22 protein-coding genes are annotated in these 25,182 nt (G+C 45.5%); 15 read left to right on the forward strand and 7 right to left on the reverse strand.

The genetic code is table 11. The features are described from left to right. From ACJ751_RS24075 to ACJ751_RS24085, 3 genes are all read right to left on the reverse strand, one after another. On the reverse strand, positions 1–1,407 hold a 1,407-nt coding region (locus ACJ751_RS24075; RefSeq protein ID WP_407748085.1), incomplete at its 3' end, for a molybdopterin cofactor-binding domain-containing protein. Positions 1,408–1,419: 12 nt separating this feature from the next. After that, the gene (locus ACJ751_RS24080) at positions 1,420–2,814 is read right to left on the reverse strand and encodes an FAD binding domain-containing protein (RefSeq protein ID WP_407748086.1); all 1,395 of its coding nucleotides are present in this window, start codon (positions 2,812–2,814) and stop codon (positions 1,420–1,422) included. A gap of 196 nt (positions 2,815–3,010) precedes the next feature. After that, complete coding sequence (locus ACJ751_RS24085; RefSeq protein ID WP_407748087.1) at positions 3,011–3,481, reverse strand: Lrp/AsnC family transcriptional regulator; 471 nt, start codon at positions 3,479–3,481, stop codon at positions 3,011–3,013. Positions 3,482–3,596: 115 nt separating this feature from the next. On the opposite strand from ACJ751_RS24085, the gene ACJ751_RS24090 reads away from it, so the two are divergent. From ACJ751_RS24090 to ACJ751_RS24135, 10 genes are all read left to right on the forward strand, one after another. Continuing rightward, a complete protein-coding gene (locus tag ACJ751_RS24090; protein ID WP_407748088.1) occupies positions 3,597–5,054 on the forward strand; it encodes a CoA-acylating methylmalonate-semialdehyde dehydrogenase in 1,458 nt (485 codons plus the stop codon). Positions 5,055–5,423: 369 nt separating this feature from the next. After that, complete coding sequence (locus ACJ751_RS24095; RefSeq protein WP_407748089.1) at positions 5,424–6,776, forward strand: aminotransferase class III-fold pyridoxal phosphate-dependent enzyme; 1,353 nt, start codon at positions 5,424–5,426, stop codon at positions 6,774–6,776. 31 nt (positions 6,777–6,807) lie between these two features. Further along, on the forward strand, positions 6,808–8,292 hold the full coding sequence (locus ACJ751_RS24100) for an NCS1 family nucleobase:cation symporter-1 (protein ID WP_407748090.1): 1,485 nt from the start codon (positions 6,808–6,810) through the stop codon (positions 8,290–8,292). Then, complete coding sequence (hydA, locus tag ACJ751_RS24105; RefSeq protein WP_407748091.1) at positions 8,276–9,658, forward strand: dihydropyrimidinase; 1,383 nt, start codon at positions 8,276–8,278, stop codon at positions 9,656–9,658. The genes ACJ751_RS24100 and hydA overlap by 17 nt, the downstream gene beginning before the upstream one ends. A 94-nt stretch (positions 9,659–9,752) precedes the next feature. After that, a complete protein-coding gene (locus ACJ751_RS24110; RefSeq protein ID WP_407748092.1) occupies positions 9,753–10,619 on the forward strand; it encodes a nitrilase-related carbon-nitrogen hydrolase in 867 nt (288 codons plus the stop codon). Between the two features lie 15 nt (positions 10,620–10,634). After that, positions 10,635–11,978 carry an NAD(P)-dependent oxidoreductase gene (locus tag ACJ751_RS24115; protein ID WP_407748093.1) on the forward strand — a complete coding sequence of 448 codons (1,344 nt, stop codon included), beginning with the start codon at positions 10,635–10,637 and terminating at the stop codon, positions 11,976–11,978. A gap of 101 nt (positions 11,979–12,079) precedes the next feature. Beyond that, the gene (gene preA / locus ACJ751_RS24120) at positions 12,080–13,348 is read left to right on the forward strand and encodes an NAD-dependent dihydropyrimidine dehydrogenase subunit PreA (RefSeq protein WP_407748094.1); all 1,269 of its coding nucleotides are present in this window, start codon (positions 12,080–12,082) and stop codon (positions 13,346–13,348) included. 343 nt (positions 13,349–13,691) lie between these two features. Further along, positions 13,692–15,092, forward strand: a complete 1,401-nt coding sequence (locus tag ACJ751_RS24125) for a T9SS type A sorting domain-containing protein (protein ID WP_407748095.1) — start codon at positions 13,692–13,694, stop codon at positions 15,090–15,092. A 2-nt stretch (positions 15,093–15,094) separates the two neighbouring features. Next, the gene (locus tag ACJ751_RS24130; RefSeq protein ID WP_407748096.1) at positions 15,095–16,477 is read left to right on the forward strand and encodes a T9SS type A sorting domain-containing protein; all 1,383 of its coding nucleotides are present in this window, start codon (positions 15,095–15,097) and stop codon (positions 16,475–16,477) included. A 136-nt stretch (positions 16,478–16,613) separates the two neighbouring features. Continuing rightward, complete coding sequence (locus tag ACJ751_RS24135; protein ID WP_407748097.1) at positions 16,614–17,687, forward strand: hypothetical protein; 1,074 nt, start codon at positions 16,614–16,616, stop codon at positions 17,685–17,687. Here ACJ751_RS24135 and ACJ751_RS24140 read toward each other — a convergent pair. Further along, the gene (locus ACJ751_RS24140) at positions 17,684–18,331 is read right to left on the reverse strand and encodes a pyridoxamine 5'-phosphate oxidase family protein (RefSeq protein WP_407748098.1); all 648 of its coding nucleotides are present in this window, start codon (positions 18,329–18,331) and stop codon (positions 17,684–17,686) included. The two genes, ACJ751_RS24135 and ACJ751_RS24140, sit on opposite strands and share 4 nt — an antisense overlap. An 86-nt stretch (positions 18,332–18,417) precedes the next feature. Here ACJ751_RS24140 and ACJ751_RS24145 point away from each other — a divergent pair, with 86 nt between their 5' ends. Then, a complete protein-coding gene (locus ACJ751_RS24145) occupies positions 18,418–19,890 on the forward strand; it encodes a PLP-dependent aminotransferase family protein (RefSeq protein ID WP_407748099.1) in 1,473 nt (490 codons plus the stop codon). A gap of 265 nt (positions 19,891–20,155) precedes the next feature. Further along, positions 20,156–20,539, forward strand: coding sequence for a response regulator transcription factor (locus ACJ751_RS24150; RefSeq protein ID WP_407748100.1), 384 nt, complete (start codon positions 20,156–20,158; stop codon positions 20,537–20,539). A gap of 6 nt (positions 20,540–20,545) precedes the next feature. On the opposite strand, the gene ACJ751_RS24155 is transcribed toward ACJ751_RS24150, so the two are convergent. Then, positions 20,546–21,298, reverse strand: coding sequence for a sulfite exporter TauE/SafE family protein (locus ACJ751_RS24155; protein WP_407748101.1), 753 nt, complete (start codon positions 21,296–21,298; stop codon positions 20,546–20,548). A 671-nt stretch (positions 21,299–21,969) separates the two neighbouring features. Between ACJ751_RS24155 and ACJ751_RS24160 the strand changes: the two genes are divergently transcribed. After that, positions 21,970–22,125 carry a hypothetical protein gene (locus ACJ751_RS24160; protein WP_407748102.1) on the forward strand — a complete coding sequence of 52 codons (156 nt, stop codon included), beginning with the start codon at positions 21,970–21,972 and terminating at the stop codon, positions 22,123–22,125. Positions 22,126–22,506: 381 nt separating this feature from the next. Next, entirely contained in the window at positions 22,507–23,220 is a 714-nt protein-coding gene (locus ACJ751_RS24165; protein ID WP_407748103.1) for a Crp/Fnr family transcriptional regulator, read from the forward strand. A 91-nt stretch (positions 23,221–23,311) separates the two neighbouring features. Here the strand turns inward: ACJ751_RS24165 and ACJ751_RS24170 are convergent, their stop codons facing one another. Continuing rightward, a complete protein-coding gene (locus ACJ751_RS24170) occupies positions 23,312–23,911 on the reverse strand; it encodes a hypothetical protein (RefSeq protein WP_407748104.1) in 600 nt (199 codons plus the stop codon). Positions 23,912–23,977: 66 nt separating this feature from the next. Further along, positions 23,978–24,373 (reverse strand): hypothetical protein, encoded by a 396-nt coding sequence (locus ACJ751_RS24175; RefSeq protein ID WP_407748105.1) that lies wholly within the window; start codon positions 24,371–24,373, stop codon positions 23,978–23,980. 169 nt (positions 24,374–24,542) lie between these two features. Between ACJ751_RS24175 and ACJ751_RS24180 the strand changes: the two genes are divergently transcribed. Beyond that, on the forward strand, positions 24,543–25,182 hold a 640-nt coding region (locus ACJ751_RS24180), incomplete at its 3' end, for a DUF6597 domain-containing transcriptional factor (RefSeq protein WP_407748106.1).

Raw genomic sequence — 25,182 nt, forward strand, 5'->3', positions numbered from 1 at the left:
GATCTTGGTGTTCACGCCCTGACCCATTTCAACAGCGCCGGTGGTAATGCCTACGCTGCCATCGGTATACACATGCACCAATGACCTGGCCTGGTTCATCAATGTTTTGGTGAATGAGATGCCAAAACAAACCGGCATGCATGCAAGACCTTTTTTATACCATTTATTAGCAGCATTGAATGCGTCTGCTTCTTTGCGCAGGGCTGTGAGGTTGTACAAAGCAGTGGCTTTGTGCCAGCATTCAGGCGCTTCATTTTGCGCTTTTTGTCCGTAAGGAAATTCATCACCGGTTTGCAACAGGTTCCTCTCCTGAATAACAGAAGCTGCTACTCCCAATGTTTCTGCAGCCTTTGCAATCGCTGATTCTATCATAAACATGCCTTGCGGTCCGCCAAAACCACGAAAGGCGGTGTTGGGTGGTAAATGCGTTCTGCAGCTATAGGCGGTTGCTTTTACATTTGGAATAAAATAAGAGTTGGTGCAATGGAACAATGTGCGTTCCATTACTGCGGGCGACAGATCAGCAGCAGCGCCGGCATTCTGGTAAAACGTTACTTCATATGCGATGATCTTCAGTTCCTGGTTCAACCCAATCCTGAAGTCGGCGGAATAAGGATGGCGCTTACCCGTCATGGCCATATCTTCCATGCGATGCAACGAATATTTAACCGGCCGTTTTAAATGATGTGCTGCCAGTGCACACAGCGCTGCCCAGGTGTTCGCCTGATCTTCCTTGCCGCCAAAACCGCCCCCCAATCTGTTTACTTCCACTTCTACCTGGTGCATGGGCAATCCCAGTACACGGCTAACGGCGCGTTGTACAGCGGTTGGCCCCTGGGTGGAGGAATATACTTTGATGGCATGCTGTTCCTGCGGAACCGCATAGGCCCCTTGTGTTTCAATATACAAATGTTCCTGTCCGTTGGTATCGGCGCGACCTTCAAAAATATGCGTACACTGTGACCAGGCTTCATTGATATTGCCTAATTGAAAAGTGCGTGGGGGAATAATGAGTTCTTCCAAAGCCTTTGCTTCCCGCGGATCGGTGATCACCGGTAATGGGTCAATAGTTACTTTTATTTTTTTTACTGCGGCACGGGCTGCGTCAATTGATTCGGCCACAACAAAAGCAACGGGCATACCGCAAAAATGCACTTCATGATCGGCCAGTAAGGGCTCATCGGGTACAATGCCACCAATCTGGTTTTCACCGGTTATATCTTTATGAGTAAAGATGCGAACAATACCGGGCAAGGCAGCTGCATCACTGGTATCCAGACTGGTAATGACGCCATGCGCCACCGGCGACCCAAACGAGGCGCCGAACAAAGTACCCTGGATCAGCGGAATATCGTCCAGGTAAATGGATTCACCCCGCAGGTGTGTATAGGCATCGATATTTTTCATAACGCGTAATGATTAATGAACACTGTTTTGCGAAACCATCATAAAATGGGCTTTTATCAACTGGCCCAAAAGCAATCGCTTATATGCTTCAGTTCCGCGGGCATCACTGATGGGTGTAATTTCTGATTGAGCAATTGTGATGGCCTGGTTGATGGTTGTATCATTAACTGGCTGTCCTTTTAAAAAGGCATTTGTTTGTTCAAGCAGTTTTGGCACGGGCGCCACACCCCCAGCTGAAATCCGAATGTCACGGATTTGCTCATTTTCTATAACGCAACAGCAGGCGGAATTTACGCTGGCAATATCCAGATTGGTGCGTTTGCTTACTTTTTCAAAATTGAAGTGCATATTGCGGCCGGGCAATTCAAATGAAACAGCCGCCAGTTGTTCATCAGCCTGCCTGTCTAACTTTTTATACCCTTTATACAATTGCCTGAGTGGTAACTCCCTTTGTTGTTCGTCATTTGTGAATACTAATGTGGCATCCAGCGCCAGTAAAAATATTGTGAGATCCCCGATGGGGGAGGCGTTGATCAAATTGCCGCCAACTGTAGCAATATTACGGATAGGGGTAGAAGAAACCAGTTTTATATGATCGGCCAGGCGTGGAAAGTGTTGCTGCATAATCGGCGATTCATACAGATCAGTCACCGTTGCCGCAGCACCAATGATACACCGGTTACCTTGTTGAGAAATTCCTTTCAGGTTTGAATCATTGAACAGAAAGCGGATGGGTGTTTCTTTCATGATATCGTGCTTTTTCACGTATACGTCCGTTCCGCCGCTTACCCATTCCCTGGCATCGGTTGGGTGAAGTTGTCCGTTCAATTCGGTTCGTAATAAATGTAACCGCTGTTTAATACCGGCAAACCAGTCTGGCAAAATATGATTGTCTGAAACAAACGACACAGGTTCTGCCTCTTGTCTGGCCTGCATTAATTGCGCTACTTGGCCGGCTGCCCGTTCAATGGATTTATACCCGGTGCAACGGCAGATATTCCCGTCAACCGCAGCAATGGCATTTTGTGGGGTGGCGCTCTGGCCGCTTAAACAAAAGCCTGCAAGGGATACCACAAAACCGGACGTGCAAAATCCGCATTGGGTGGCCGATTCATCATACATAGCCTGTTGAATGGGATTCAATCCTTCCATATTCAACCCTTCGATGGTCACCACGTGTTTACCGTGCACATTGCCTAAAGGAGTGAGGCAGCTGGTGAGGGACCGGTAACGCAATTCATTGTCTTTCAGTTCACCCACTAACATAGTACAGGCGCCACAGTCGCCTTCATTACAGCCCACTTTGGTGCCTGTCAAATGCTGGTGATACCGCACGAAGTCAAGCAGCACCATGCCTGGGGGCAGACTCGTGGCAATAGCTGCATTATTGAGAATGAATTTGATCAATGGAAAAGCCGGTTTCTTTTAAAGTTAGCAAAATCCGGGCAAAGAATAAGCCTGGTGAGTAGCATATCTGGATCGGGTTTGTATCGTATTGGTATCACAAATGTTCCTTTATTGTTAAATACCTGTTTCGCCCGTAAAATTTGGATGAAGAGTAAAAGGCGGGTAAAAAAGGAAGGATGGCTGAATAGGGAGCAGTCTATTTTAATAAGTTCAGGTCAGGTTGGGCGTACTTGTACACTTTGAAGTACAGCGTAGTTTTGGTTTGATATACGCCTTCAAATTTTGAGATCTCATTGATAAACTGCACCAGGTGATCATTGTCGCGGCACATGACATCGACTTCAAGGTCATAATCGCCCGATGTCATGGCGAGAAAGCTTACCTCCGGTAATTTTGAGATCTTCTGCGCCACCTTTTCTTTAAAAGTGGCCGGCCGCACAAAAACCGCAATGTGGGCATAGGCCCTGAAGCCAACTTTATCGGGATTTACCCGGCCAATAATATTGACGGTGCCTTCTTCAATTAATTTATTCACCCGGGTACGAACGGTGCCGATTGATACATTCAGCTTTTCTGCAATAACGGTAAACGACATCCGGCCGTCTTTTTGCAAAAACGACAGGATCGCAAAATCAAGTTCATCGAGTGGGAAACCGTTTTTCTCCATATGACAAAGATGCAACAAAAATAAAAATATTATCTATTTTTTGGCCACGTACTAAATTAATTTTAATTTACTGGACTTGTTTCTGCAAAATTTGTAGTACTAAAATTTTCTCCTCATGAAGTACTTGCCTGTTCAGAACTATATAAATGGACAGTTTGTGAATGCGTCAACAGACCAAACACTGCCTGTTATTTCTCCACTCGATGGAACTTTGTTGTCAACGGTTCCTTTATCAACGCCAAAAGATCTGGATGCTGCGGTGCGGGCCGCGAAGATCGTGTTTCCTGCCTGGAGCCATACGCCCATAAAAGAAAGGGTGCAGGTGCTGTTCCGGTACCGGCACTTGCTGGAAACCCATTTAAAAGAACTGGCTGCACTCGTTAGTGAAGAGAATGGAAAAACAATGGGTGAAGCCATTGCCGAAATTGAGAAATGCATCGAGCTCACTGAGTTTGCTACGTCGTTGCCACAACTGGTTACGGGTGAGGTGCTGGAAGTGAGTAAAGGCGTTGAGTGCCGCACTGAACACGTACCGCTGGGCGTGGTAGCCTCCATTGTGCCGTTCAATTTTCCCAGCATGGTGCCCAACTGGACAATCCCCAATGCGCTTGCGCTGGGTAATTGTATGATCCTAAAACCATCTGAAAAAGTACCGCTGAGTGTAGGCCGGCTGGCGCAATTATTAAAAGAAGCGGGCCTGCCCGATGGGGTGTTCAATGTAGTGAATGGCGACAGCGCCATTGTGAATGCCATTTGTGATCATCCGGGTATTGCTGCCGTATCGTTTGTAGGCAGTACCAAAGTGGCGAAGATCGTGTATCAACGCTCTACCCATCATTATAAAAGGTGCCTGGCATTGGGCGGCGCCAAAAATCACCTGCTGGTATTACCCGACGCCAAAGCTGACATGACCGCACAAAACGTCGCGGCCTCCATGAGCGGCTGCGCGGGGCAACGTTGTATGGCCGCATCGGCCATGGTAGCCGTGGGCGATGTGGATCATATCATTCAAAAAATATGTGAAGAAGCCAGGAAGATAGTGCCCGGTCAGAACCTGGGCGCAGTGATCAACAAGGAATCAAAAGAAAGGATCGAACATTATATAACCGAGGCCGAAGCGCAGGGCGCCCGCATCCTGCTCGATGGCCGTAATGCATCGGTCCCCGGCAAAGAAAAAGGGACCTACGTAGGCCCTACCGTTATTGATTATGTGAAACCAGATATGGCGGTAGCCAAAGAAGAGATCTTCGGGCCCGTGATCAGCATCATGCGCACCAATACGGTGGATGAAGCCCTGGCTATCGAAAATGCCAATCCGTATGGCAATGCGGCATCGGTATTTACACAAAACGGCGGAATGGCGCGCTATGTCATCGACAGGGCCAGCGCCGGTATGATCGGGGTTAACGTTGGGGTGCCCGTACCCCGCGAACCCTTCTCTTTCGGCGGCTGGAATGAAAGCAAATTCGGAGTAGGCGATATAACGGGTAAAAGTTCTATTGAGTTCTTTACCAAGCTTAAGAAGTCGACGGTGAAATGGAATCCTGAGGCGGGGGTGAATTGGATGAGTTGAGTTTGAGTTTGAGTTGACCAGTTAACCAGTTGACCAGTTAACCAGGTAGTAGAAAGTTAAGTGGAATAAAGTAGGAAGTTGATAGAGTTGACAAGTTGACAAGTTGACAAGTTAACAAGTTAACAAGTTAACAAGTTAACAAGTTGACAAGTTAACGAGGAAGAAGAAGTTTAGGAGAAATAATGGAGGGGGTTGATGGAGTTGATAGGGTTGATAGAGGTTAACGGAGTAACAAGGTTGAAAAGTTAACAAATTGACCAGTTAATCAGTTGGCGGAGAGCTTAAATTTCGCGAAACCTTTCACGTTTCACGTTTGCCGTTTCACGATTCACCACTGCCCACTGCCTATTGCCTTTAAATTGAAATATCATGTCAAACACATTAAATATATCAGAAACTCAAGAGATAATCCGTGACAACATGGATTATACGCTTTTCTCCTGGAGCAAACAAAAAGGCATCGCGCCTATTGCGGTGAAATATGCCAGGGGCGTGTATTTATATGATTATGATGGCAAACGGTACCTCGATTTTTCTTCCGGCTTAATGAATGTGAATATTGGTCATGGTAATCAGCGGATAACTCAGGCCGTTATGGAACAAATGCAGCAGGTAAGCTATGTAACCCCCAGCTGCGTTACTAAAGTGCGGGGTGAGTTAGGTAAGAAGCTGGCCTCGATAACCCCACCGGGATTAACGAAAACCCTGTTTACAGTTTGCGGGGCCTCTGCGATTGAAAATGCCATCAAACTTGCCCGGTTATATACAGGCAGGCATAAGATCATTGCGCGGTATCGGGCTTTTCACGGCGCTTCTTACGGGGCCATGACAGCCGGTGGCGATCCTCGTAAACTCGCAGCTGATGCACAACAGGCGCCTAATTTTGTACATGTGGAAGATCCGTATTGTTATCGCTGTCCCTGGGGAAAGGAAATTACTTCCTGCAGCCGGGAATGCGTGAGCCACCTGGAAAGAGTGATTGAATTTGAAGGGCCGGGAACTATCGCCGCCATTCTTATGGAAGGAGAAAGTGGTTCATCGGGCTGTATAAAATATCCGCCTGATTATTTACAAAAAGTACGCGCACTGTGCGATAAACACAACATCCTGTTGATCGCTGATGAAGTAATGAGTGGGTTTGGCCGAACCGGCAAATGGTTTGGCGTGGATTATCATGGCGTAGTGCCTGATATTATTGCTGCGGCGAAAGGAATAACAGCAGGGTATCTGCCGCTGGGCGCCCTGATCGTAAGCGATACAATTGCCGAATACTTTAACGACCGGGTGTTGTGGCTGGGGTTGACTTATTCTGCTCACCCGGTAAGTTGTGCCGCAGGGTTGGAAACCCTGAAAATATATGAAGATGAGAACCTGTTGGAAAATGCCACCAACGTGGGTCATTATATTGATGAACAGGTTGAGCTGTTGAAACAAAAGCATCCCAGCATAGGCGACTTCAGGAATACCGGTTTGCTGGGTTGTATCGAACTGGTGAAGAACAGGGCGACGAAAGAGCCTATGGCGCCATTTAACGCCAAACCCGACGAAATGGTCATCATGAACAAAGTGGCGGCCAAACTGAAAGAGCAGGGCATGTATACCTTCGTTCGCTGGAATTATATTTTTATTGCCCCGCCGCTGTGTATTACAAAAGAAGAAGTAGATGAAGGACTGTCCATGATAAGCGAGGCGATCAAAATTGCGGATGAATTTGTAAATTGAGGAAAGGCGTCCCGGCATTAATCACCTTTCGATGAAAAATGAATCACTATATAGTGAAGATCTTGCACCCGTTCCGGTAACCAATCGCAAATGGAATACCTGGAACTACGCCGCCTTGTGGATCAGCATGAGCCTGTGTATTCCTACTTATATGCTGGCCAGCTCATTGATAGGCGGAGGAATGAACTGGTGGCAGGCCATCCTCACTATTTTCCTGGGAAATACCATTGTACTGATACCCATGATCCTTAACGGACATGCCGGTGCGAAGTATGGCATTCCCTTTCCTGTCTTTGCCCGGGCTAGTTTTGGCGTTCGGGGCGCCAACATTCCCGCCCTGTTAAGGGCCATTGTAGCCTGTGGCTGGTTTGGGATCCAAACCTGGATAGGAGGCGCCGCAATTTATCAAATGATCAGGGTATGGAATCCGACGTTGCCCCAGATAGATGCTGCTTCTTTATTTCCGCAGGCTATTCCTTTTATTTGCTTTTTAGGTTTCTGGGCGCTCAATATGTTTATTGTATACCTGGGTGTTGAAAGCATTAGGAAGCTGCTGGTGTTCAAAGCCATCTTTCTGCCAGTGGCGGCATTGGCATTATTGTTCTGGGCCATCAATGCATCTCATGGATTAGGGCCCATTTTACAACAACCTTCAAAATTTACTACAAGTTCGGATTTCTTTCATTTTTTCTTCCCGGCACTAACGGGTATGGTTGGGTTCTGGGCAACCTTATCGCTCAATATTCCTGATTTTACCCGCTATGCTAAAAGTCAGCGGGCACAAATAAGAGGACAGGTCATTGGCCTGCCGCCTTCCATGACGTTATTTGCCTTTATTGGCGTAGTGGTTACATCTGCCACTGCCATCATTTATGGCAATACCATTTGGGACCCGGTAGTATTAGCGGGTAAATTCGAGAACAAGTTACTGGTGACTGTAGCCATGCTGGCGGTGGCTATTTCAACGCTGGCAACGAACATAGCTGCAAATATTGTTAGTCCGGCCAATGACTTTGCCAACCTGGCGCCCTCAAAAATAAATTTCCGTAAAGGAGGTTATATTACGGGTGTACTGGGCGTCCTCATCTTTCCCTGGAAGCTGATTGCCGATCCCTCCGGTTATATTTTTACCTGGCTCATTGCCTATTCCAGTTTGTTAGGTCCGGTGGGTGGGATCATGATCGCCGATTATTATTTCATTCGCAAACAACAACTGGCCACAACCGATCTGTATAAATTACAAGGGCAATACACATACAGCAAGGGTTTTAATCAGTCCGCTCTCCTGGCGTTATTGATGGGGGTCATTCCAAATATTCCCGGCTTTCTGACAACGATAAAAGTAATAGCACCAGACAGTGTGCCTGCCTGGATCTCGAATTTATATAATTATGCCTGGTTTGTTGGATTCCTTATTTCGGGGCTTTCTTATTTGTTCATGATGCGTAATTATAAACCCCTGGTATCAGATTCTCTCACCGTTAAAGAAGAAACATTCCATGTCGCTATTGATTAAAAACGGACGGATCATTACTGCTGACGCGGATTTTATAGCCGACATATTTGTGGAGGATGAAACCATACAAATTATCGGCAGAAATCTGGGAGTGAACGCGGATACGGAGATCGATGCTACAGGTAAACTGGTTTTTCCGGGCGGAATCGATCCGCATGTACACCTGGATATGCCCTTCATGGGTACGTTCTCCAGCGATAATTATGAAACCGGTACGCGGGCTGCTTTATTCGGCGGCACCACGATGGTGATTGATTTTATTCTGCAAAAACAGGGAAACTCGTTGCACGCCGCGCTTGATGAATGGCGCTCACGTTCTGATAATAATTGTGTGGGCGATTATAGTTTCCATATGGCGGTGACCGATTTCAATGATAACACGCGTACCGAAATACAAAAGATGATAGAGAAGGAAGGTATCACTTCCTTCAAAACCTTTATGGCTTACAAGGGTGCGCTGATGATCGATGACCGGCAAATGATTGGGTTGATGGAAGAAGTGAAAAAATATGGTGGGCTCATAAATGTACATGCCACTAATGGCGATATGATCGACTACCTGGTGGCCAAACATCGTGCAGAAAAGAAATTATCGCCCTTATATCATTACATATCACAACCAGAAATAACCGAAGCGGAAGCATCTGAACGATTTGTCGATATGACCTGGTATACCGGTTGTCCCGGTTATATTGTTCACCTCACTTGCGAAGGCGCGTTGAATGCAGTGCGCAATGCTACCCGGCGTAACCAGAAAGTGTTTGTAGAAACCTGTATTCAGTACCTGATACTGGATGCTTCTTTATATGAAAATGATTTTGAAGGCGCCAAATGGGTAATGAGTCCGCCGTTGCGCCAACCGAAGGACCAGGCTACTTTGTGGGCTGGCATCAACCAGGGTTTGGTGCAGGTGGTGGCAACGGATCATTGTCCGTTTAAATGGGAACAAAAGCTCATGGGTAAAGATGATTTTTCAAAGATCCCGAATGGGCATCCTGCCATTGAGAACCGCATGGAATTGTTATATAGTGAAGGCGTGCATAAAGGAAAGATCACGCTGAATAAATATGTGGAAGTAACCAGTACCAATCCGGCGAAAATATTTGGCATGTTCCCGCGGAAGGGAACGCTGGCGCCGGGTAGCGATGCCGACATCGTGATCTTTGATCCCCATGAAACGCATGAGATTTCTGCAAGCACGCATCACATGAATGTTGACTACTCCGCATATGAAGGCTGGCCGATCACCGGGAAAGTGAAGACGGTGATCTTACGTGGAAAGGTGGCGATAGATAATGAGAAGTGTTTGGTGGAAAAAGGGTATGGGAAGTTTATTAAACGGAATAAAGTGGAAGGGAAGATTTAAAAACAGGGCAAAAGGCAAAGGGCAGAAGGCAGAGGCCTCGACGCGGCGACCCAAAACTAAGAACTCAATTACTAAAGAACCAAATAATATATCCATGGCTAGAATTATTAAATCGGGTTTAATTCAAATGAGTCTGCCGAAAACGGAGGGAGAGGGAACTATTGAAGAGATCAAGGAGGCAATGGTGCAAAAGCATATTCCATATATAGAACGGGCCGGCCAGCAGGGTGTGCAGATCCTTTGTTTGCAGGAGATCTTTAACACACCGTATTTCTGTCCGGGCCAGGACAGGGCGTGGTACGAATCGGCTGAAACTGTGCCGGGGCCAACTACAGAACGGATGGCAACCTACGCCAAAAAATATAACATGGTGATGATTGTTCCGGTGTATGAAAAAGAACAGGCCGGTGTGTTGTACAACACCGCAGCGGTGATAGATGCAGATGGGACCTATCTGGGTAAATATCGCAAGAACCATATTCCGCATACCTCCGGTTTTTGGGAAAAGTTCTTTTTTAAACCTGGGAACTTGGGTTATCCGGTGTTTCAAACGCGGTATGCAAAAGTAGGTGTGTATATCTGTTATGACAGGCATTTTCCCGATGGAGCCCGCGTGCTGGGGTTGAATGGCGCAGAGATCGTTTATAATCCATCGGCTACTGTTGCCGGTTTATCGCAATACCTGTGGAAGCTGGAACAACCGGCGCATGCCGCGGCCAATGGGTATTTTATGGGTTGTATAAACCGGGTAGGACAGGAAAAGCCCTGGAACCTGGGTAAGTTTTATGGTTCCTCTTATTTTGTTGATCCGCGCGGACAAATATTTGCCCAGGCATCGGAAGATAAAGATGAATTGCTGGTAGCCGAATTTGATCTGGACATGATTGAAGAGGTAAGAAGTATCTGGCAGTTCTATAGAGACAGAAGACCAGAAACATATGGAAAGCTCGTTGAACTGTAACTATAAATTGAATTCATGCCAATAAAAAGCAACCGGTTAACAGCTTCGGCGTACGAACAAAACTTCAGCGATATTCACCCCCCATTCGATAGCAGGGAATCGGCGCTGGTGGAGGCCAATCGTTGTTTGTTTTGTTATGACGCGCCCTGTATCAAGAGTTGTCCTACTGAGATCAACATTCCTAAGTTCATTAAGCAGATCAGTACAGACAATGTAAAAGGTTCTGCGCATACCATCTTTGTCTCCAATATTATGGGGGCCGGTTGTTCACGCGTTTGCCCGGTTGAGAAATTATGTGAAGGTTCCTGTGTATATAACCTGATGGAAGAAACACCTATATCCATCGCCCGGTTACAACGATATGCTACCGAACAAGCGCTGGAGAAGAAATGGAAACTGTTTGAACGGAAGCCATCTACCGGGAAAAAAGTGGCGATTGTAGGAGCTGGTCCTGCGGGGTTGAGTTGTGCGCATGTGCTAAGCAGGGAAGGTATTGACGTAACTATTTATGAAAAGGAAAGCAAGGGCGGCGGCTTAATGACCTATGGGATCGCTGCCTATAAAGTAACGCCGGCCTTTTGCGAAGAAGAGGTGAAGTATATAACATCGGTTGGCGGCATCGATATAAAATACAACCAGGAACTGGGTAAGCACATTACCCTGGCTGAACTACAAAAAAGTTATGATGCAGTGTACCTGGGTTTTGGTGTGGGCCTTGCCCGGCAATTAAATATTCCAGGTGAAGAACTGGAAGGCGTGGTAGATGCCATCCGATTTATTTATGAGATCCGGTCAGGTACATACGACAAAGTACCGGTAGGTGATAAAGTGGTAGTGATTGGTATGGGTATGACGGCGATCGATGCGGCAACACAAGCAAAGCGGTTGGGCGCCAAAGAAGTGACGCTGGCATATCGCAGAACACAGGAAGAAATGCCCTGTACGGAAACTGAACTGAATATTGCTAAACTGGATGGCTGTCGCATCATCTGGCTCGCGGCGCCTGCTATGATAAAAGGTGAGAACGGACAAGTAACTCAACTGGTATGTAACCTCATGCAATTGGGCGAACCCGATGCCAGTGGCCGCCGTTCACCTATTGAATCGGGTGAGCAATTTATCCTGGAAGCAGATATGGTCATTAAAGCGGCCGGACAAATTCCATTTGAAGAGCTGGTTAACAATAATCAATTACAACATGCTCATGGAAAGATCGTATCGCAAAAGAATGGTTCTACCAATATTCCCGGCGTATTTGCAGGGGGCGATTGTGTGAACGGAGGTAAAGAAGTGGTGGATGCTGTTCAGGCAGGGAAAGTGGGGGCAGCGGCGATTTTGGAATATGTGGCAGGTTTGTAGGTTATTAAGTTATTGAGTTTATTAGTTCATTGGAAATAGAACTTAATAACTCAATAACTAACGAACTAACAAACTAAAAAACTAATAAACTAAGCATTCCTATGGCTGACATTACTGCGAATTTTCTTGGTATAAAATCTCCTAATCCATTTTGGTTAGCGAGTGCACCGCCTACTGATAAAAAGATCAATGTGCTGCGGGCCTTTGAAGCGGGCTGGGGTGGTGTGGTTTGGAAAACGCTGGGTAGCCAGGTGAAGAATGTGTCGAGCCGTTATTCTGCTGTAAATTACAACGGCAGCAAAATAATGGGTTTCAATAATATTGAATTGATCAGTGACCGCCCGTTGGAACTGAACCTGCGCGAAATAAAAGAATGCATTAAATTATTTCCCGACAGGGCAATGATCGTTTCGCTGATGGCTGACAATACCCGCGAGAAATGGCATGAGCTGATTGCCCAGGTGGAAGATACCGGCGCGCATGGTCTGGAGTTGAACTTTGGTTGCCCGCATGGAATGACGGAACGCGGCATGGGCGCCGTAGTAGGACAGGACCCCGGAATTGCGAGATTAGTAGTTGAATGGGTAATGGAAAAAGCAACCATTCCGGTCATCACCAAGTTGACGCCTAATGTACATTCTGTGGTACCAACCGGAAAGGCTTCTGTTGAAGCGGGTACCAATGCATTGTCTCTTATTAATACCATACAATCGGTAACGGGCATCGACCTGGATACTTTTGTGCCCAATCCCTATGTGGCGGGTAAATCCGTTTTTGGCGGTTACTGCGGTCCGGCAGTAAAACCCATTGCGCTCAAAATGCTGGCTACTATCAGCCAGGACCCGGTGACTTCTAAAGTGCCCATCTCTGGTATAGGTGGTGTAAGTACCTGGAAAGATGCAGTTGAATTTATGTTACTAGGGGCCACCACTGTACAAGTGTGTACGGCGGCAATGAAACATGGTTTTCGCATTGTTGAAGATATGTGTGAAGGACTCAATAACTGGATGGATGAAAAAGGGTTCAACACCATTACTGATTTCATTGGTAAATCAGTGCCGCATCTTACCCAATGGGAAGAACTGGATATCAATTATCACATCGTTGCCAATATAGATCAGAATAAATGTATTCACTGCGGGCTTTGTTATATTGCCTGTGAAGATGGCTCGCATCAATCGATCAACTTGCAGTATGGAAGACCATATAATACATATACAATAAAAGAAGACGAATGTGTAGGTTGTAATTTATGTAAGCTGATTTGTCCGGTTGATGATTGCATCACTATGGTTGAACAAAGAAAAGGTGATGAATACATAAACTGGAAAGAATTTCAGGAACGCGGGATGCCATTGAACGATCATTGATCCTCTCCACTTACCAATTGTTCATTGCCTATTGTCTATAGATATATAGGAACTCTGCTATGTGAATAAATAATTTTCCCATCTCACCAGTAGATGTATTGGCTTATACTTGCTAAACAGGATAACTTAGTACTACTCTATTAGAAGTTATATCCGCGGGTTAATATCATCCGTAGACCTACCGTATTATTTCATTTGCCCAACCTGGTGTACCTCCTGTTAAATAAGCTGCTGTTCAATAAAGGCAGCAAGGAATTCTTTTGTTGTACTGTGTGCCGCATAAAACGCGAAGCATACAGTATAAGGATGTATTGACCATTCACCAAACCAAACCTCATATACTATGAAACAGATCATTTACACTTTTATTTTTACCTGTATTGCACAAACCATCATGGCGCAAACGCCGCCGGCCACCTGGCAGGAGCATTGGTTTGAACACAACCAATTGCTCAACCGTAAATTCTACGACAATGATGTGGCTGTTTATTACGACAATGACGTCAGCAGTTCCGTTACCTGGCCTTATACTTACATGGGCGATGTGTGGCGCTATGTAAAGAATGTATATGGCGCTTTTGGCACCGATCCGCATTTGTTTGCCATTTACCACACGGGTAAATACAGTGGCGGTCATCCTTCCACGTATTTCGATGCCAGTCACGACAACCGTAATGTGATAGATGTAGGTCCCGGTCCCTGGACAAGCGGCGGCACCGGTAACGACCTGGATATCTCCACCCACGAAGTAGCGCATATTGTAGAAGGCGCCAGCAAGGGCGTAAAAGGTTCGCCGGCTTTTCCGCTTTGGGGCGATAGCAAATGGGCGGAGATCTTTATCTATGATGTATACCTGGGTTTAGGTAAAACCAGTGAAGCCACACGCTGGTACAACCTGATGCAAACCTCGACCGCGGATCTACCAGTTGCCGGCACGCACTGGTTCCGTGATTGGTTCTATCCTATTTATCATAACTATGGAGGTGCCCAGGCATTGAACCGCTTCTTTACTTTGCTGGCGCAGTATTTCCCCAAAAGCGGCAGCACGTATTCGCGCGATATGAACTGGGGCGAGTTCATTCATTTCTGGAGTGGTGCAGCCGGGGTAAGCCTGAAGCCATTGGCTACTGCTGCTTTCGGCTGGACATCAACTTTTGAAACGCAGTTCAACCAGGCTCGCATCGATTTTCCTTTTGCTTATGGAACGGGCGTGGTGAATGTGTACAAGCATTGTAATTATGGCGGCTATGTAACCACATTAGGCGTTGGAAATTATACCCTGAGCCAGTTACAGGATATGGGTGTATTGAATGATGATATCTCCTCTTTAAAAGTGAACAGTGGTTACCAGCTGCAATTGTTCCAGGATGATAATTTCACCGGTACATCCGTTACACTCACAGCCGATGCCAGCTGCCTGGTGCCAAACAATTTCAACGACCTGGCCTCATCGCTTAAAGTAACTACTACCAGTCTGGCCGCAGCAAGAACAACAACGGAAGTGACCACTGATAGCCGGTTGAGTATTTATCCCAACCCGGTTACCAATGAGTTGCGGTTCAATACTACGCAATCCATTACCGGTTCTACATTGAGAATACTGGATGTGATGGGTAGGGAAGTAATCAGCGGCCGGTTGGTCAATAACCGGTTCGATGTTTCAAAGCTTGCTGCCGGTGTATATACACTGGTTATTCTAAACAAGGATAACACCATTACTCAACAGTTTGTAAAAAACAATTAATCATGAAACAGATCCTTGCCATATGCATTTTAATATGCCTGGTTCAAATAACATTCGCGAACTCCGGTATTTACGCCGGTGGACCGGTGTATAAAAACCGCAGTTATTCCATCAGTGAATTAAAAGGCTCCGGCTTTACCTGTGTAGTAGTATGGACCATTCACATCGATGCCAGCGGCAACCTGAATTTCAATGCCGAGTTTCCATTGGTGCAAAATGGATCATACATCGGCGGTTCTTCTTATCCCAATTTTGCCGGCGATATTGCTTCGCTGAAAACGGCGCCCACCACTATTAACCGGGTGGAGTTTTGTTTAGCCGCCTGGGGATCGAGCACCTTTGCCAATATCAAAGACCTGATCGCTTCGCAGGGCACCGGTTCAACCAGCATCCTGTACAGGAATTTTCAGGCAATCAGGAGCGCCTTTCCTACAGTAGATGCCATTGGCTTTGATGATGAAACTACCTACGATGTCAATTCGGCCACTGCTTTTGCGGTGATGTTGGGTGGCCTGGGATTCAAAGTATCACTGGTGCCTTATACATCCAGCGCCTTCTGGACCGGCGTTGCCACCAATACTAATAACCAACGCCCAGGTACAGTTGACCGGGTTGACCTGCAATGCTATTCGGGTGGTGCCGGTAACAATCCCTGTAACTGGAATTTTGGAAGCATTCCGGTGTATGCCGGGTTGTGGGATGCGGAAAAAACAACCAGCCAGGTGCAAAGCCAGTTAACCACCTGGAAAAACAGCTGCAATATAAAAGGCGGCTTTATGTGGTTATACGATGATTTTGATAATACTTCCGGAACGGCGGCGTATGCGGCAGCCATCAACAATGTCTTTAATGGGAGTAGCGGCCCAGCTGTAGCCACCTTCTATAAGGATTGTAATTATGCCGGCACAGCGGTAGGACTGGCTGCAGGCAGTTATACCTTAAGCAGGTTGCAGTCGTTTGGCATTGTAAATGATGATATATCTTCCCTGCAAGTGCAAAGTGGGTACAGGGTCACCCTGTACTGGGACGATAATTATGCCGGCTCTACACTGGTTAAAACCGCCAGTGACGCCTGTTTGGTTGATGATGGCTGGAACGATAAAGTTTCTTCCCTGGTGATCGCGGCTACAGCTACGGCGCGAATGTCAATGGCGTCGCCAACTGAAACTACTATCTCCAATCTGCCCGGTCAACAGGAGCTGAAACTGTTTAATGCGCCCAACCTGGCAGGCATTCCTGTTCGCATATACGATATCACCGGGCGACAGGTACTACTGGTAAGGCCGGTATCGAACCGGATCAACATTAACTCGCTTTCGCCGGGGATCTATGTGTTGACCTATTCGATACAGGGTAAGCTGGTAACGCAGCGGTTTGTAAAATAAAGTTTAGTTATTAAGTCGCCAATTGGCAGACGGCAGATGGCAGACGGCAGACATTTTTGCCGTTTGCCATCTGCCGTCTGCCTTATTTTGTCTATCTTGTCAATGTAATATTAGTGGGATATCATACATTACAACCATGGCGCCAATATCAAAAGGAAAATTCAACAACCGGCAGTGGCTTTTGATCCTGATCCTGTTTTCGATGATGTCGGTTATTTCGTTCTACATTTTTCAGCATGCTTTTGCGTACCGGTATGTGCAGGTAGATGTATTGGTGGCCGCCACCAGCCTCACGCTTTTCTTCTTTTTTATCCTGCTGGTAACCATGCAGGGTTTTAAGGCGGTGGATATTTACGAAGAACAGCTTACCGTAAAGTGGCGTTTCTCTTCACGCATAGTTGATAAGTCAGAAATAACGGCCTACGGCATTACTACCCGCAAACAGATCAATTATGTTATTATAAAAACAACGGGCGATGATGTGGTGCTGCCCGAACTCCTGCTCAATAACTTCGAAGATCTGATCCATCAACTACAGCTCTGGCGAATAAAGCAAAAATTTGAATTGCCCATTACACGCGATGCCCGCTTCGAGAACAGGGGCACAGGCGTGATGCTGATGATCGTGGGTTCATTCCTGTTGGGCTTTACCATCAAGTCGGTGATCTCCCCTGAGTTTTCAGTCGATGGCAGCAAGCTCATTACCTTAAGCGGACAGCTCAGCATGCCGCCTGAGATCAAAGTGCCTTCCAGCAAAAATGCATACGGGTCTATTCAATTGTATTTGATCGAATACCCGGGCATCAACTTTAATATCGATGCCGTGGGGTTCAATTCCATCAATGCCAAACAGCTCCTGGGCGCCGGGCGGGGAACCCCGGTGGAACTGTCAGTTCTGAAGCATGAATACGCCGTTAAGATCAGGAAAACCGAAGCCCCGGGATATTTTGAAACCAATTACCAGTGGACGACCATTTACACCTATAGTCTTACCATGAATGGCGATCCCTTATTAACGGTAGATAGCTATAATGAAAGCAAACACTCGCTGGATAACAGCAACAAAAAATGGAGTGTGCTGATTGCCATCATCTCCATTTCCATGTTTACGTATGGGTTTATCTTATACCGGCAACGGCATAAAGTGCCTTTAACTTCAGCTAAAACACAACCGCCTGTAAAAGCTGCTGCAGAAAAAGTAAAAGGTTAAACGTTCTGCGTACTTTTTGGCATCAGGTGCTTTGGCAAAGGGATATCACGGCTTAGCTCATCCGGAACCGGATCGCGGCGGCTGGTTTCAATGGGAATAATGCCTGACCAAATAGGTAAGGGTTTGTCTTCTTCCTCATCATTCGGCATGCCATTGCGGGTTTTTGCAGAAACTTCATCGATGTCAAACGCCAAAACCGTTGTTTTGCGCACCTCATTTTCCTTCATAGGCCGCAGGTAATCCCAGCTGTTGGGTACAATTTTATTGGTAAGCCATTCCAGAACATTCCATTTCATGGCAGGTTCTTCAATTTTTTCACCCTTCGAAAAAAGCACTACCGAGCGGTAATTCACAGAGTGAGAGAACGCCGATTTGGCCACCACCAGTGCATCTATAAGCGTTACCGAAATGCAAACCGGTCCCCCTTTTTCCAGTTCCCAAATAAAATGGCTGCCTACAGACCCATGGATGTACAATTTATTTTCGCGGCGCACAAAAGCAGTGGGAATGGTGAATGGTTTGTTTTCAAATACGTAACTGACTGTGCAGAAAAGCGCTTCGTCTAAAATGGAATAGATCGCCTCTTTGTCATAATGCGCCCGTTTAGCACCTCTGCTGGGAATAAGATGTGACTGTGGAGCCATATTTGGTTGAATTTTTTACAAAATTGTACCTTTATTGGATGGGTGTAATCATCCGGTTTGTATATAGTCAGTAGTCCACTTTTCTTATGCAGGCACTTTCAACCCTTATTGCGATCGAAAAAGACAGTTTGCAACCTGTATACCTGCAGATTGCCAACCAGCTCATGGTTTTTATAAAAGATGGTAACCTGCAGGCCGGCCACCGCCTGCCCAGCACCCGGCAAATGGCCGAATGGTTGCAGGTACACCGCAAAACGGTGATCCAGGCGTATGATGAATTGCTGGCGCAGGGCTGGCTGGAGAGCCGGACGGGAAGCGGAACCTATGTAGCCAGGCATTTGCCGGAAATACAACCACGTAGTTTACTGAACGGTTCCGGCAACAATTTTAACCCGGCACAAACAGCGGGCTTTGAATTTGAAGCCACGCCGCATCTGGACAGGCCGGCCGTTTGGTCGAAGCATAAATACCACCTCGATGATGGTTTCCCCGATTCGCGCCTGGCGCCGCTGGAAGAACTGGCGCGGGCTTACAGAACACAGTTGCTTACCGGCAATCCCTATGTGCGCTTAGGGTATGGCGATACCATGGGCGCTTTGTGGTTACGACAGGTGCTGGCGGATTATTTAAATGATACGCGCGGGTTGAAGGTGACGCCAGAGAACATCCTGATAACCCGGGGCACGGTAATGGGGTTGTATCTTTCCTGCACTGCCTTTTTGAATCCGGGCGATAATGTGGTGGTAGGAGAGTTGAACTACAATGGAGCCAATATGAATTTTTTACAAGGGGGCGCCAACCTGTTAAAAATTCCGGTCGATGAAAATGGGATTGTGGTGGAGGAGCTGGCGGCCATTTGCCGCAAACAAAAAGTGCGCATGGTGTATGTTACCTCGCATCATTTTTATCCCACTACTACGGCCCTGCGGGCCGACCGGCGCATTGAGCTGCTTCGCCTGGCGGAGCAATACGGTTTTATCATTTTTGAAGATGATTATGATTACGATTTTCATTACCTGAGCAAACCGCTGTTGCCTTTGGCCAGCGCCGATAAAGCCGGGATGGTGATCTATTGCGGTTCTTTTACCAAAACAATCTCCCCTGCATTCAGGGTGGGGTATGTGGTGGCATCAGAAAACGTGATCCGTCACCTGGCCATGTTGCGACGCATTGTTGACCGCCAGGGCGATATTCTGTTGGAGAACGCCATTGCTGAATTATTACAGAACGGCATTATACAGCGCTACCTGCGTAAATCGGTGCGTACTTACCGACAACGGCGCGATGTGTTTTGTGAATTGTTAAAGACCCACCTGAGCGACTATGTGCAGTTCCAGGTACCGGTGGGTGGTATGGCCGTATGGACGCATTTCGATCCCGCCATTAATTTAAACATCCTTACACAAAAGGCCCTGCAACAGGAACTGTATTTTTCTGCAGGGTTCAGGAATGAGGAAGGAAAGCCGGTACTGAATGCCACCCGGCTGGGTTTTGCTTCTTCCACCCCGGAAGAACTCGCAGGCTGTGTTGAGATCCTACGCAAAATATTGAAAGCTTAACGCTGGGGCACTGGCCTGTGCAGCAAATGTAATGATGTATTTGGTGCACCAGGTTTGCATTTCGTTGACCTGAAACAACGAGCTATTAGGTGAGCTAAATAAAAGTATTTACCAGCAAAAAAAAATGTCAGTTTTTGACATATGCACACACGCATATTTGTTAGTCTCGTTACTATTAAATTATTTTGTATATAACTGCATTAGCAGTCAGATTGAAGTCCGTACCCCATAGAATGCCCCGGAATTGTTTGACTAAAATGTTGCTATGGAAAATGTTCAGTCTGTTACGATTGCTATTGTAGATGATCACATGATGTTACGCCAGGCCATACATCTGCGCCTGAGTTTACTGGGATATAAGGTGGTGCTGGAGGCGGAAAACGGGAAAGACCTTCTTGACAGATTACCGGAAATGAATACGGAACCGGACATCTGCCTGCTCGATATCAATATGCCGGTAATGAATGGTTTTGAAACCGCCATTGAGTTGAAAAAGCGTTGGCCCTACATAAAAGTTGTATTCTTTACCATGCATAATAGTAAAGCTTATGTCGTGAAAGCCTATCAGATAGGGGTGCATGGGTTCCTGTTAAAAGATGCCAGCACCGAAGAGTTGAAACAGGCATTATCTGATGTAATGAAAAGTTAACCCGGTTTATCTTTTTAAAAATATAAAGATGGCGCCAATGAGTGTGAGCACGATCACTACCTGGCGATACAGATCGTCTTTTATCCGGGCTACCAGTTTTAACCCGCACCAGAAGCCCAGGATAAGAAAGGGCACCAGCGCCAGATCGGTCAATAGCGATGTGGGGGTAATATTATTCCAGTAAAGGATCTGGAAGGGTAGTTTGAACCAGTTAATAATCAGAAAGATCCAGGCGCCGGTTCCAATAAAATCGTTCTTGGGCAAGCGCATGGCCAAAAAATAGATATTCGAAAAAGCGCCCGCCAGGTTGCCCAGCATGGTTGTAAAACCCGATACCAACCCCATACCTGATACAAATAATTTGTTGTTGGGCATCACCATTGTCTTGCGGAATTCGATCACCAGCATTATTATTACAGTAAGCACGATGATGGTGGCCATCACTTTTCTGAAAATAGCCTCATTCAGGTCTTTGCCCACAAACACGCCCACCAGGATGCCAATGACCATCCAGGGCATTAATTTTATTACGTGCGACCATTGCGCATGCCGGTGGTAATACTTTACCGCCATTACATCTGCCACACACAACAAGGGCAATACAATACCGGTTGATGCCTTTCCGCCGAACACAATGGTCATAATAGTAACATTCAACATGTCGATTCCTTTGAGCCCCGCCTTGGAAAGCCCGATTATAAAGGCCGATAATGCTATTAATAGTAAACTGGTGGTTGAGTACGCCGCAAATATGCCCATGTGTGTTCGGTAATAAGTAAGAAAGCTCAAATATAACAATAGTGCCCCTTTTTATAACCGATTGAAAAATAGATGGATGTGTTTTTTCTCTTGCAGGCCTGTTTTTCCGGATCCTGGTATAAAAAAACAGATCCGGACAGAAACTGCCGGATCTGTTTCCAACACAAAAAACTACAGAGGATAAGAACGTTCTTTGTGCAGTTGATGCCCAAAAAAATGAATCCGGCCAGCTACGCTGCGACCGGAAATTAAACTATACTTGAAATACCAAATTACATCGGGTGAATTGCGAAATGCCACCCTATCGAACAGATACTAATATACGAAGAAGTTATACAAAGCTTTGTGGGACCCGCTTTGATTAAGATTATTTTGATTAAAATCAATTGTTGTTTGAAATCAAAAAATACCCGCAAAGCATGACGGCGGTCATGGTTTTTTATGCGTAAAAAACATACCTTACTATAACATATCACTCCTCCCACATATCCTGCGAATTCCATTGACCGCTTATAACTCCAAATTAATTTTATATGAGATTGCAAACGAAAAATGGATATCCAGAGGTAGTGCTGACTTCAAGATGTGAGACTTCTTTTTTCTATACTACAGCAGATTGGCTCAGGCATGAGATAGGAATATCCTTTTGCAATAAGGAAAAGCAAAACGAAATGATATACTGGGAATTTTGTTTTGGCGAAGGCGTAGCCGTGTTGAAGTATGACCCATCACTGGGCATATCGCTTTGCCCCGCCGAGTTTGGAAAAGCAACAACAGAACAAAAGGCTGCATTCAAAATGTTGATGGATACAATGAAAAGGTGCTAATAAGCTTGTTGTTATAATGTAAGGGGCCCCATGAAAACGGGCCCGGGTAACGGTTTCTTCTTATAAAATTTTACATAAAGCATTGAGGAAATTCATTTAGAAAATTCGAAGGGTATGAATATTTAAAATAAATGTTATATTTGTTGTATAGTTAATGGAGAGACCTACTAACGCTAACGAATCAAATCAATAATTTCCTCTGAAGCGACTCTGAGTCCTGATTTACTTTAAAACCTATCGTTAATCAATGTCCTGTTACTCAATGCGGCGTATACATTTACGTTCTGAAATTCTCTGAAAACACTTAATTCCGTTCATTGTACATGTTATCCAGTTTATTACCGGTTAATACCGCCACGACCATCATAAAACTTACGAACAATGAAAAGATTGCTTGTTGTTAACAACACCAACCAAAGCCATAAAATAATGGAAGCTATGCCCATTTTCGAAAGTGCCACAACCACTTTCGCCCGCAAATATCAAACGGACAGACTAACGACATTATTTAACCTGAACACAAACGTAAATAAGTATAAAAAGAAAGAGGTGATCTATGCTGAAGGCAATCACCCGGTGCAGTTATTCTATATCAAGAAAGGGATTGTAAAAACGTATAAATGTAATTCTGAAGGGAAAGAACTTATTACAGGTATATATGGAGAAGGGGAGTACCTGGGATATGTGGCGTTGCTGGAAGAAACGGTATATAAAGATATCGCAGTAGCTGTTGAATATGCAGAGCTGGCGGTTATCCCAAAAGATGAATTTGAAGGGATAATGGAAACCGACTGGCAGGTGGCCCGCAAATTTATAAATCTGCTGGCTAAAGATATTACCGACAAGGAACAACTGCTGCTGGGCCTGGCTTATAATTCCCTTCGCAAAAAAGTAGCAGAGGCATTGATCTTATTAAGCCTTAAATATAAAGATGCCATTAAGATCAGCCGTGATAACCTGGCCGCTATTGCCGGCACGGCTACCGAATCGTTGATAAGGACCCTGGGCGAGTTCAGGCAGGAAAAGCTGATTGAAATAAGCGAAGGCTACATTACCATTATCAACGAAAGTAAACTCAGAACAATGTTGAATTAAAAGCGCATTTGATTATAACGGGACCATAGATGAATGCGGGCAACCGCGAGAGCAATCAGAGGGTGTATCAGGGATGATACACTCTCTTTATTTATAAGCCAAGGTCTTTTGACTTTATGGTAATAATCTCATACTTAACGCTGGTGCCCCGTTTGCTGTCGGGCATTTTAAGGGTTTCAGCAGATTTGGGTCTTATCCCATAGAAGTCTTTCATTTTTGTATCGTAAATACCACCATTGGCTTTTATGTAGGTTACTTTTACCCGTACGCGGTTGAGCATATAATCGGTTGGGTTAATTACGGTGATCTTCAGACCCGAGATACCACCCAGGCTCTTATATTCGTAGTCGTTACTTTCAACCTTTACAAGCCCCATAATATTATCGTGCACCACCTTTATTACTTTGGCATCGGTGGCAGCTGCGGGGTTTGGTTTACCCGATTTCAGGGCGCTGAGGGTGTCAGTAGATTCCCCACCCCTTACAACGGCGGCTAATACACCCAATACTATAATAAATGGGATAAGTATGATCCAGCGAAGAGAGCGTTTGCTGGTAGTAGTATCGTCTTTCTTGTCAAGGATACCAGGTTTTGTCATAAAGTCGGATTTTTCAGGATATGAGATGCCTAACAGGAACAAAAATAACCTTTTTTCCCGGATGAGGAAATAACCCTGTTTTACCGGTTGCATTTCCTTTTTTTTTAAAAAAGCCCCCGACAAGTCGTGGGGCGTTGATAGTATACCGGTAATTATTACTTATGAGTGCGTCCAGATGGAGTATTCATGACCATCTTCGGCTGTAAAACTGAATGTTGTATAATTTATAGCCGGATCGTTTTGTAAAAACAGGTTAGTATTGGTTGCTTCATCCCTGATAGTTACATCCGGACCGCCATCGGGTGGGGTAGTGCTCATTTCAAATTTGATAGTGCTGCCTGCAGGGGCAGATACAGAGCCTAAACCATGTTCACTGCTTCCCATATCAACCTCCAGTACGCCATCTACATAAATTCTGAAATAGATCCTGGAAGGCGAACTGTCATTCGTATTGGCAAAGTTAATGCCGACAAGCGATGGAGGAGAAGAAGTGGTAAATCCCTGGGTAAGACAGCTAAACATAATAACTGCCATTACGGAGAGTAATTTTTTCATATAAGAAAGGTTTTTGATTAATGAATAGTTATGAATTGCGGGTATAACTATCAGAATAAAAGTAAGCAATTTTTTGTTTGATGATCTTTTAGTTCAGCACTTTACTATCAGGATTTTCGAAATGCGATATGATTTTATATAAAAAGCAGTTATCTTCAACTGTTCATTTATGATAGCACTTCGAACATATACACCGACAGCCTTGTCGCCAATTGTAAAATCAATCTGGCAATTGCAGGTATATGACGTAGGCGACAGTGTTTACAGGGAGGATATTTTACCAGATGGACACCATGAAATTATTTTTAATGTTACCGGTAAAAATGCTAAAAGAACGACAGAACAGGCGAACTGGATAAAAGAACCGGATGCGTTTTTTGCAGGACAAACAATGCGCAGTTATTCATTGGAGCTGGAAAATAATTCGCTCTTATACGGCATCCGGTTTCACCCCCATACATTACAGGTGTTATTTGGTTTTCCGGCCGATCTGACAACAAATAATCTGATTCAGCTCTATGATATTCCATTGGCACGCGTTTTACGGGATTGTATCACAGAGGAATTTGAAGCAACCTGTGGTAACCTGGAAAAGGCATTGCTGCAGTTATGTAAAGGAGTTGAGTTGAGGACAAATAAATTCCAGTACATTGATTATGCCGTACAGGAAATAATAAAGCATAAGGGCGATGTTTCGATTAGCGGGCTATTGAAGGGCATCGGGGTTTCGCAAAGACATTTCGATACCCTGTTCACGCAATCAGTAGGCATCAATCCCAAGCCATTTTGCAATATTGTAAAGCTTAATC

It is taken from the genome of Niastella sp., from assembly GCF_045805085.1.
In the GTDB taxonomy this organism is placed as follows: domain Bacteria; phylum Bacteroidota; class Bacteroidia; order Chitinophagales; family Chitinophagaceae; genus Niastella.

Excerpts from the sequence above, each read along its gene's own strand:
- ACJ751_RS24150 (WP_407748100.1), top strand. The coding sequence starts at position 20,156 with ATGGAAAATGTTCAGTCTGTTACGATTGCTATTGTAGATGATCACATG.
- ACJ751_RS24135 (WP_407748097.1), top strand. The coding sequence starts at position 16,614 with ATGGCGCCAATATCAAAAGGAAAATTCAACAACCGGCAGTGGCTTTTG.
- ACJ751_RS24100 (WP_407748090.1), top strand. The coding sequence starts at position 6,808 with ATGAAAAATGAATCACTATATAGTGAAGATCTTGCACCCGTTCCGGTA.
- ACJ751_RS24145 (WP_407748099.1), top strand. The coding sequence starts at position 18,418 with ATGCAGGCACTTTCAACCCTTATTGCGATCGAAAAAGACAGTTTGCAA.
- ACJ751_RS24090 (WP_407748088.1), top strand. The coding sequence starts at position 3,597 with ATGAAGTACTTGCCTGTTCAGAACTATATAAATGGACAGTTTGTGAAT.
- preA (WP_407748094.1), top strand. The coding sequence starts at position 12,080 with ATGGCTGACATTACTGCGAATTTTCTTGGTATAAAATCTCCTAATCCA.
- ACJ751_RS24165 (WP_407748103.1), top strand. The coding sequence starts at position 22,507 with ATGAAAAGATTGCTTGTTGTTAACAACACCAACCAAAGCCATAAAATA.
- ACJ751_RS24125 (WP_407748095.1), top strand. The coding sequence starts at position 13,692 with ATGAAACAGATCATTTACACTTTTATTTTTACCTGTATTGCACAAACC.
- ACJ751_RS24170 (WP_407748104.1), bottom strand. The coding sequence starts at position 23,911 with ATGCAACCGGTAAAACAGGGTTATTTCCTCATCCGGGAAAAAAGGTTA.
- ACJ751_RS24140 (WP_407748098.1), bottom strand. The coding sequence starts at position 18,331 with ATGGCTCCACAGTCACATCTTATTCCCAGCAGAGGTGCTAAACGGGCG.
- ACJ751_RS24085 (WP_407748087.1), bottom strand. The coding sequence starts at position 3,481 with ATGGAGAAAAACGGTTTCCCACTCGATGAACTTGATTTTGCGATCCTG.
- hydA (WP_407748091.1), top strand. The coding sequence starts at position 8,276 with ATGTCGCTATTGATTAAAAACGGACGGATCATTACTGCTGACGCGGAT.
- ACJ751_RS24175 (WP_407748105.1), bottom strand. The coding sequence starts at position 24,373 with ATGAAAAAATTACTCTCCGTAATGGCAGTTATTATGTTTAGCTGTCTT.
- ACJ751_RS24130 (WP_407748096.1), top strand. The coding sequence starts at position 15,095 with ATGAAACAGATCCTTGCCATATGCATTTTAATATGCCTGGTTCAAATA.
- ACJ751_RS24110 (WP_407748092.1), top strand. The coding sequence starts at position 9,753 with ATGGCTAGAATTATTAAATCGGGTTTAATTCAAATGAGTCTGCCGAAA.
- ACJ751_RS24155 (WP_407748101.1), bottom strand. The coding sequence starts at position 21,298 with ATGGGCATATTTGCGGCGTACTCAACCACCAGTTTACTATTAATAGCA.
- ACJ751_RS24115 (WP_407748093.1), top strand. The coding sequence starts at position 10,635 with ATGCCAATAAAAAGCAACCGGTTAACAGCTTCGGCGTACGAACAAAAC.
- ACJ751_RS24160 (WP_407748102.1), top strand. The coding sequence starts at position 21,970 with ATGATATACTGGGAATTTTGTTTTGGCGAAGGCGTAGCCGTGTTGAAG.
- ACJ751_RS24095 (WP_407748089.1), top strand. The coding sequence starts at position 5,424 with ATGTCAAACACATTAAATATATCAGAAACTCAAGAGATAATCCGTGAC.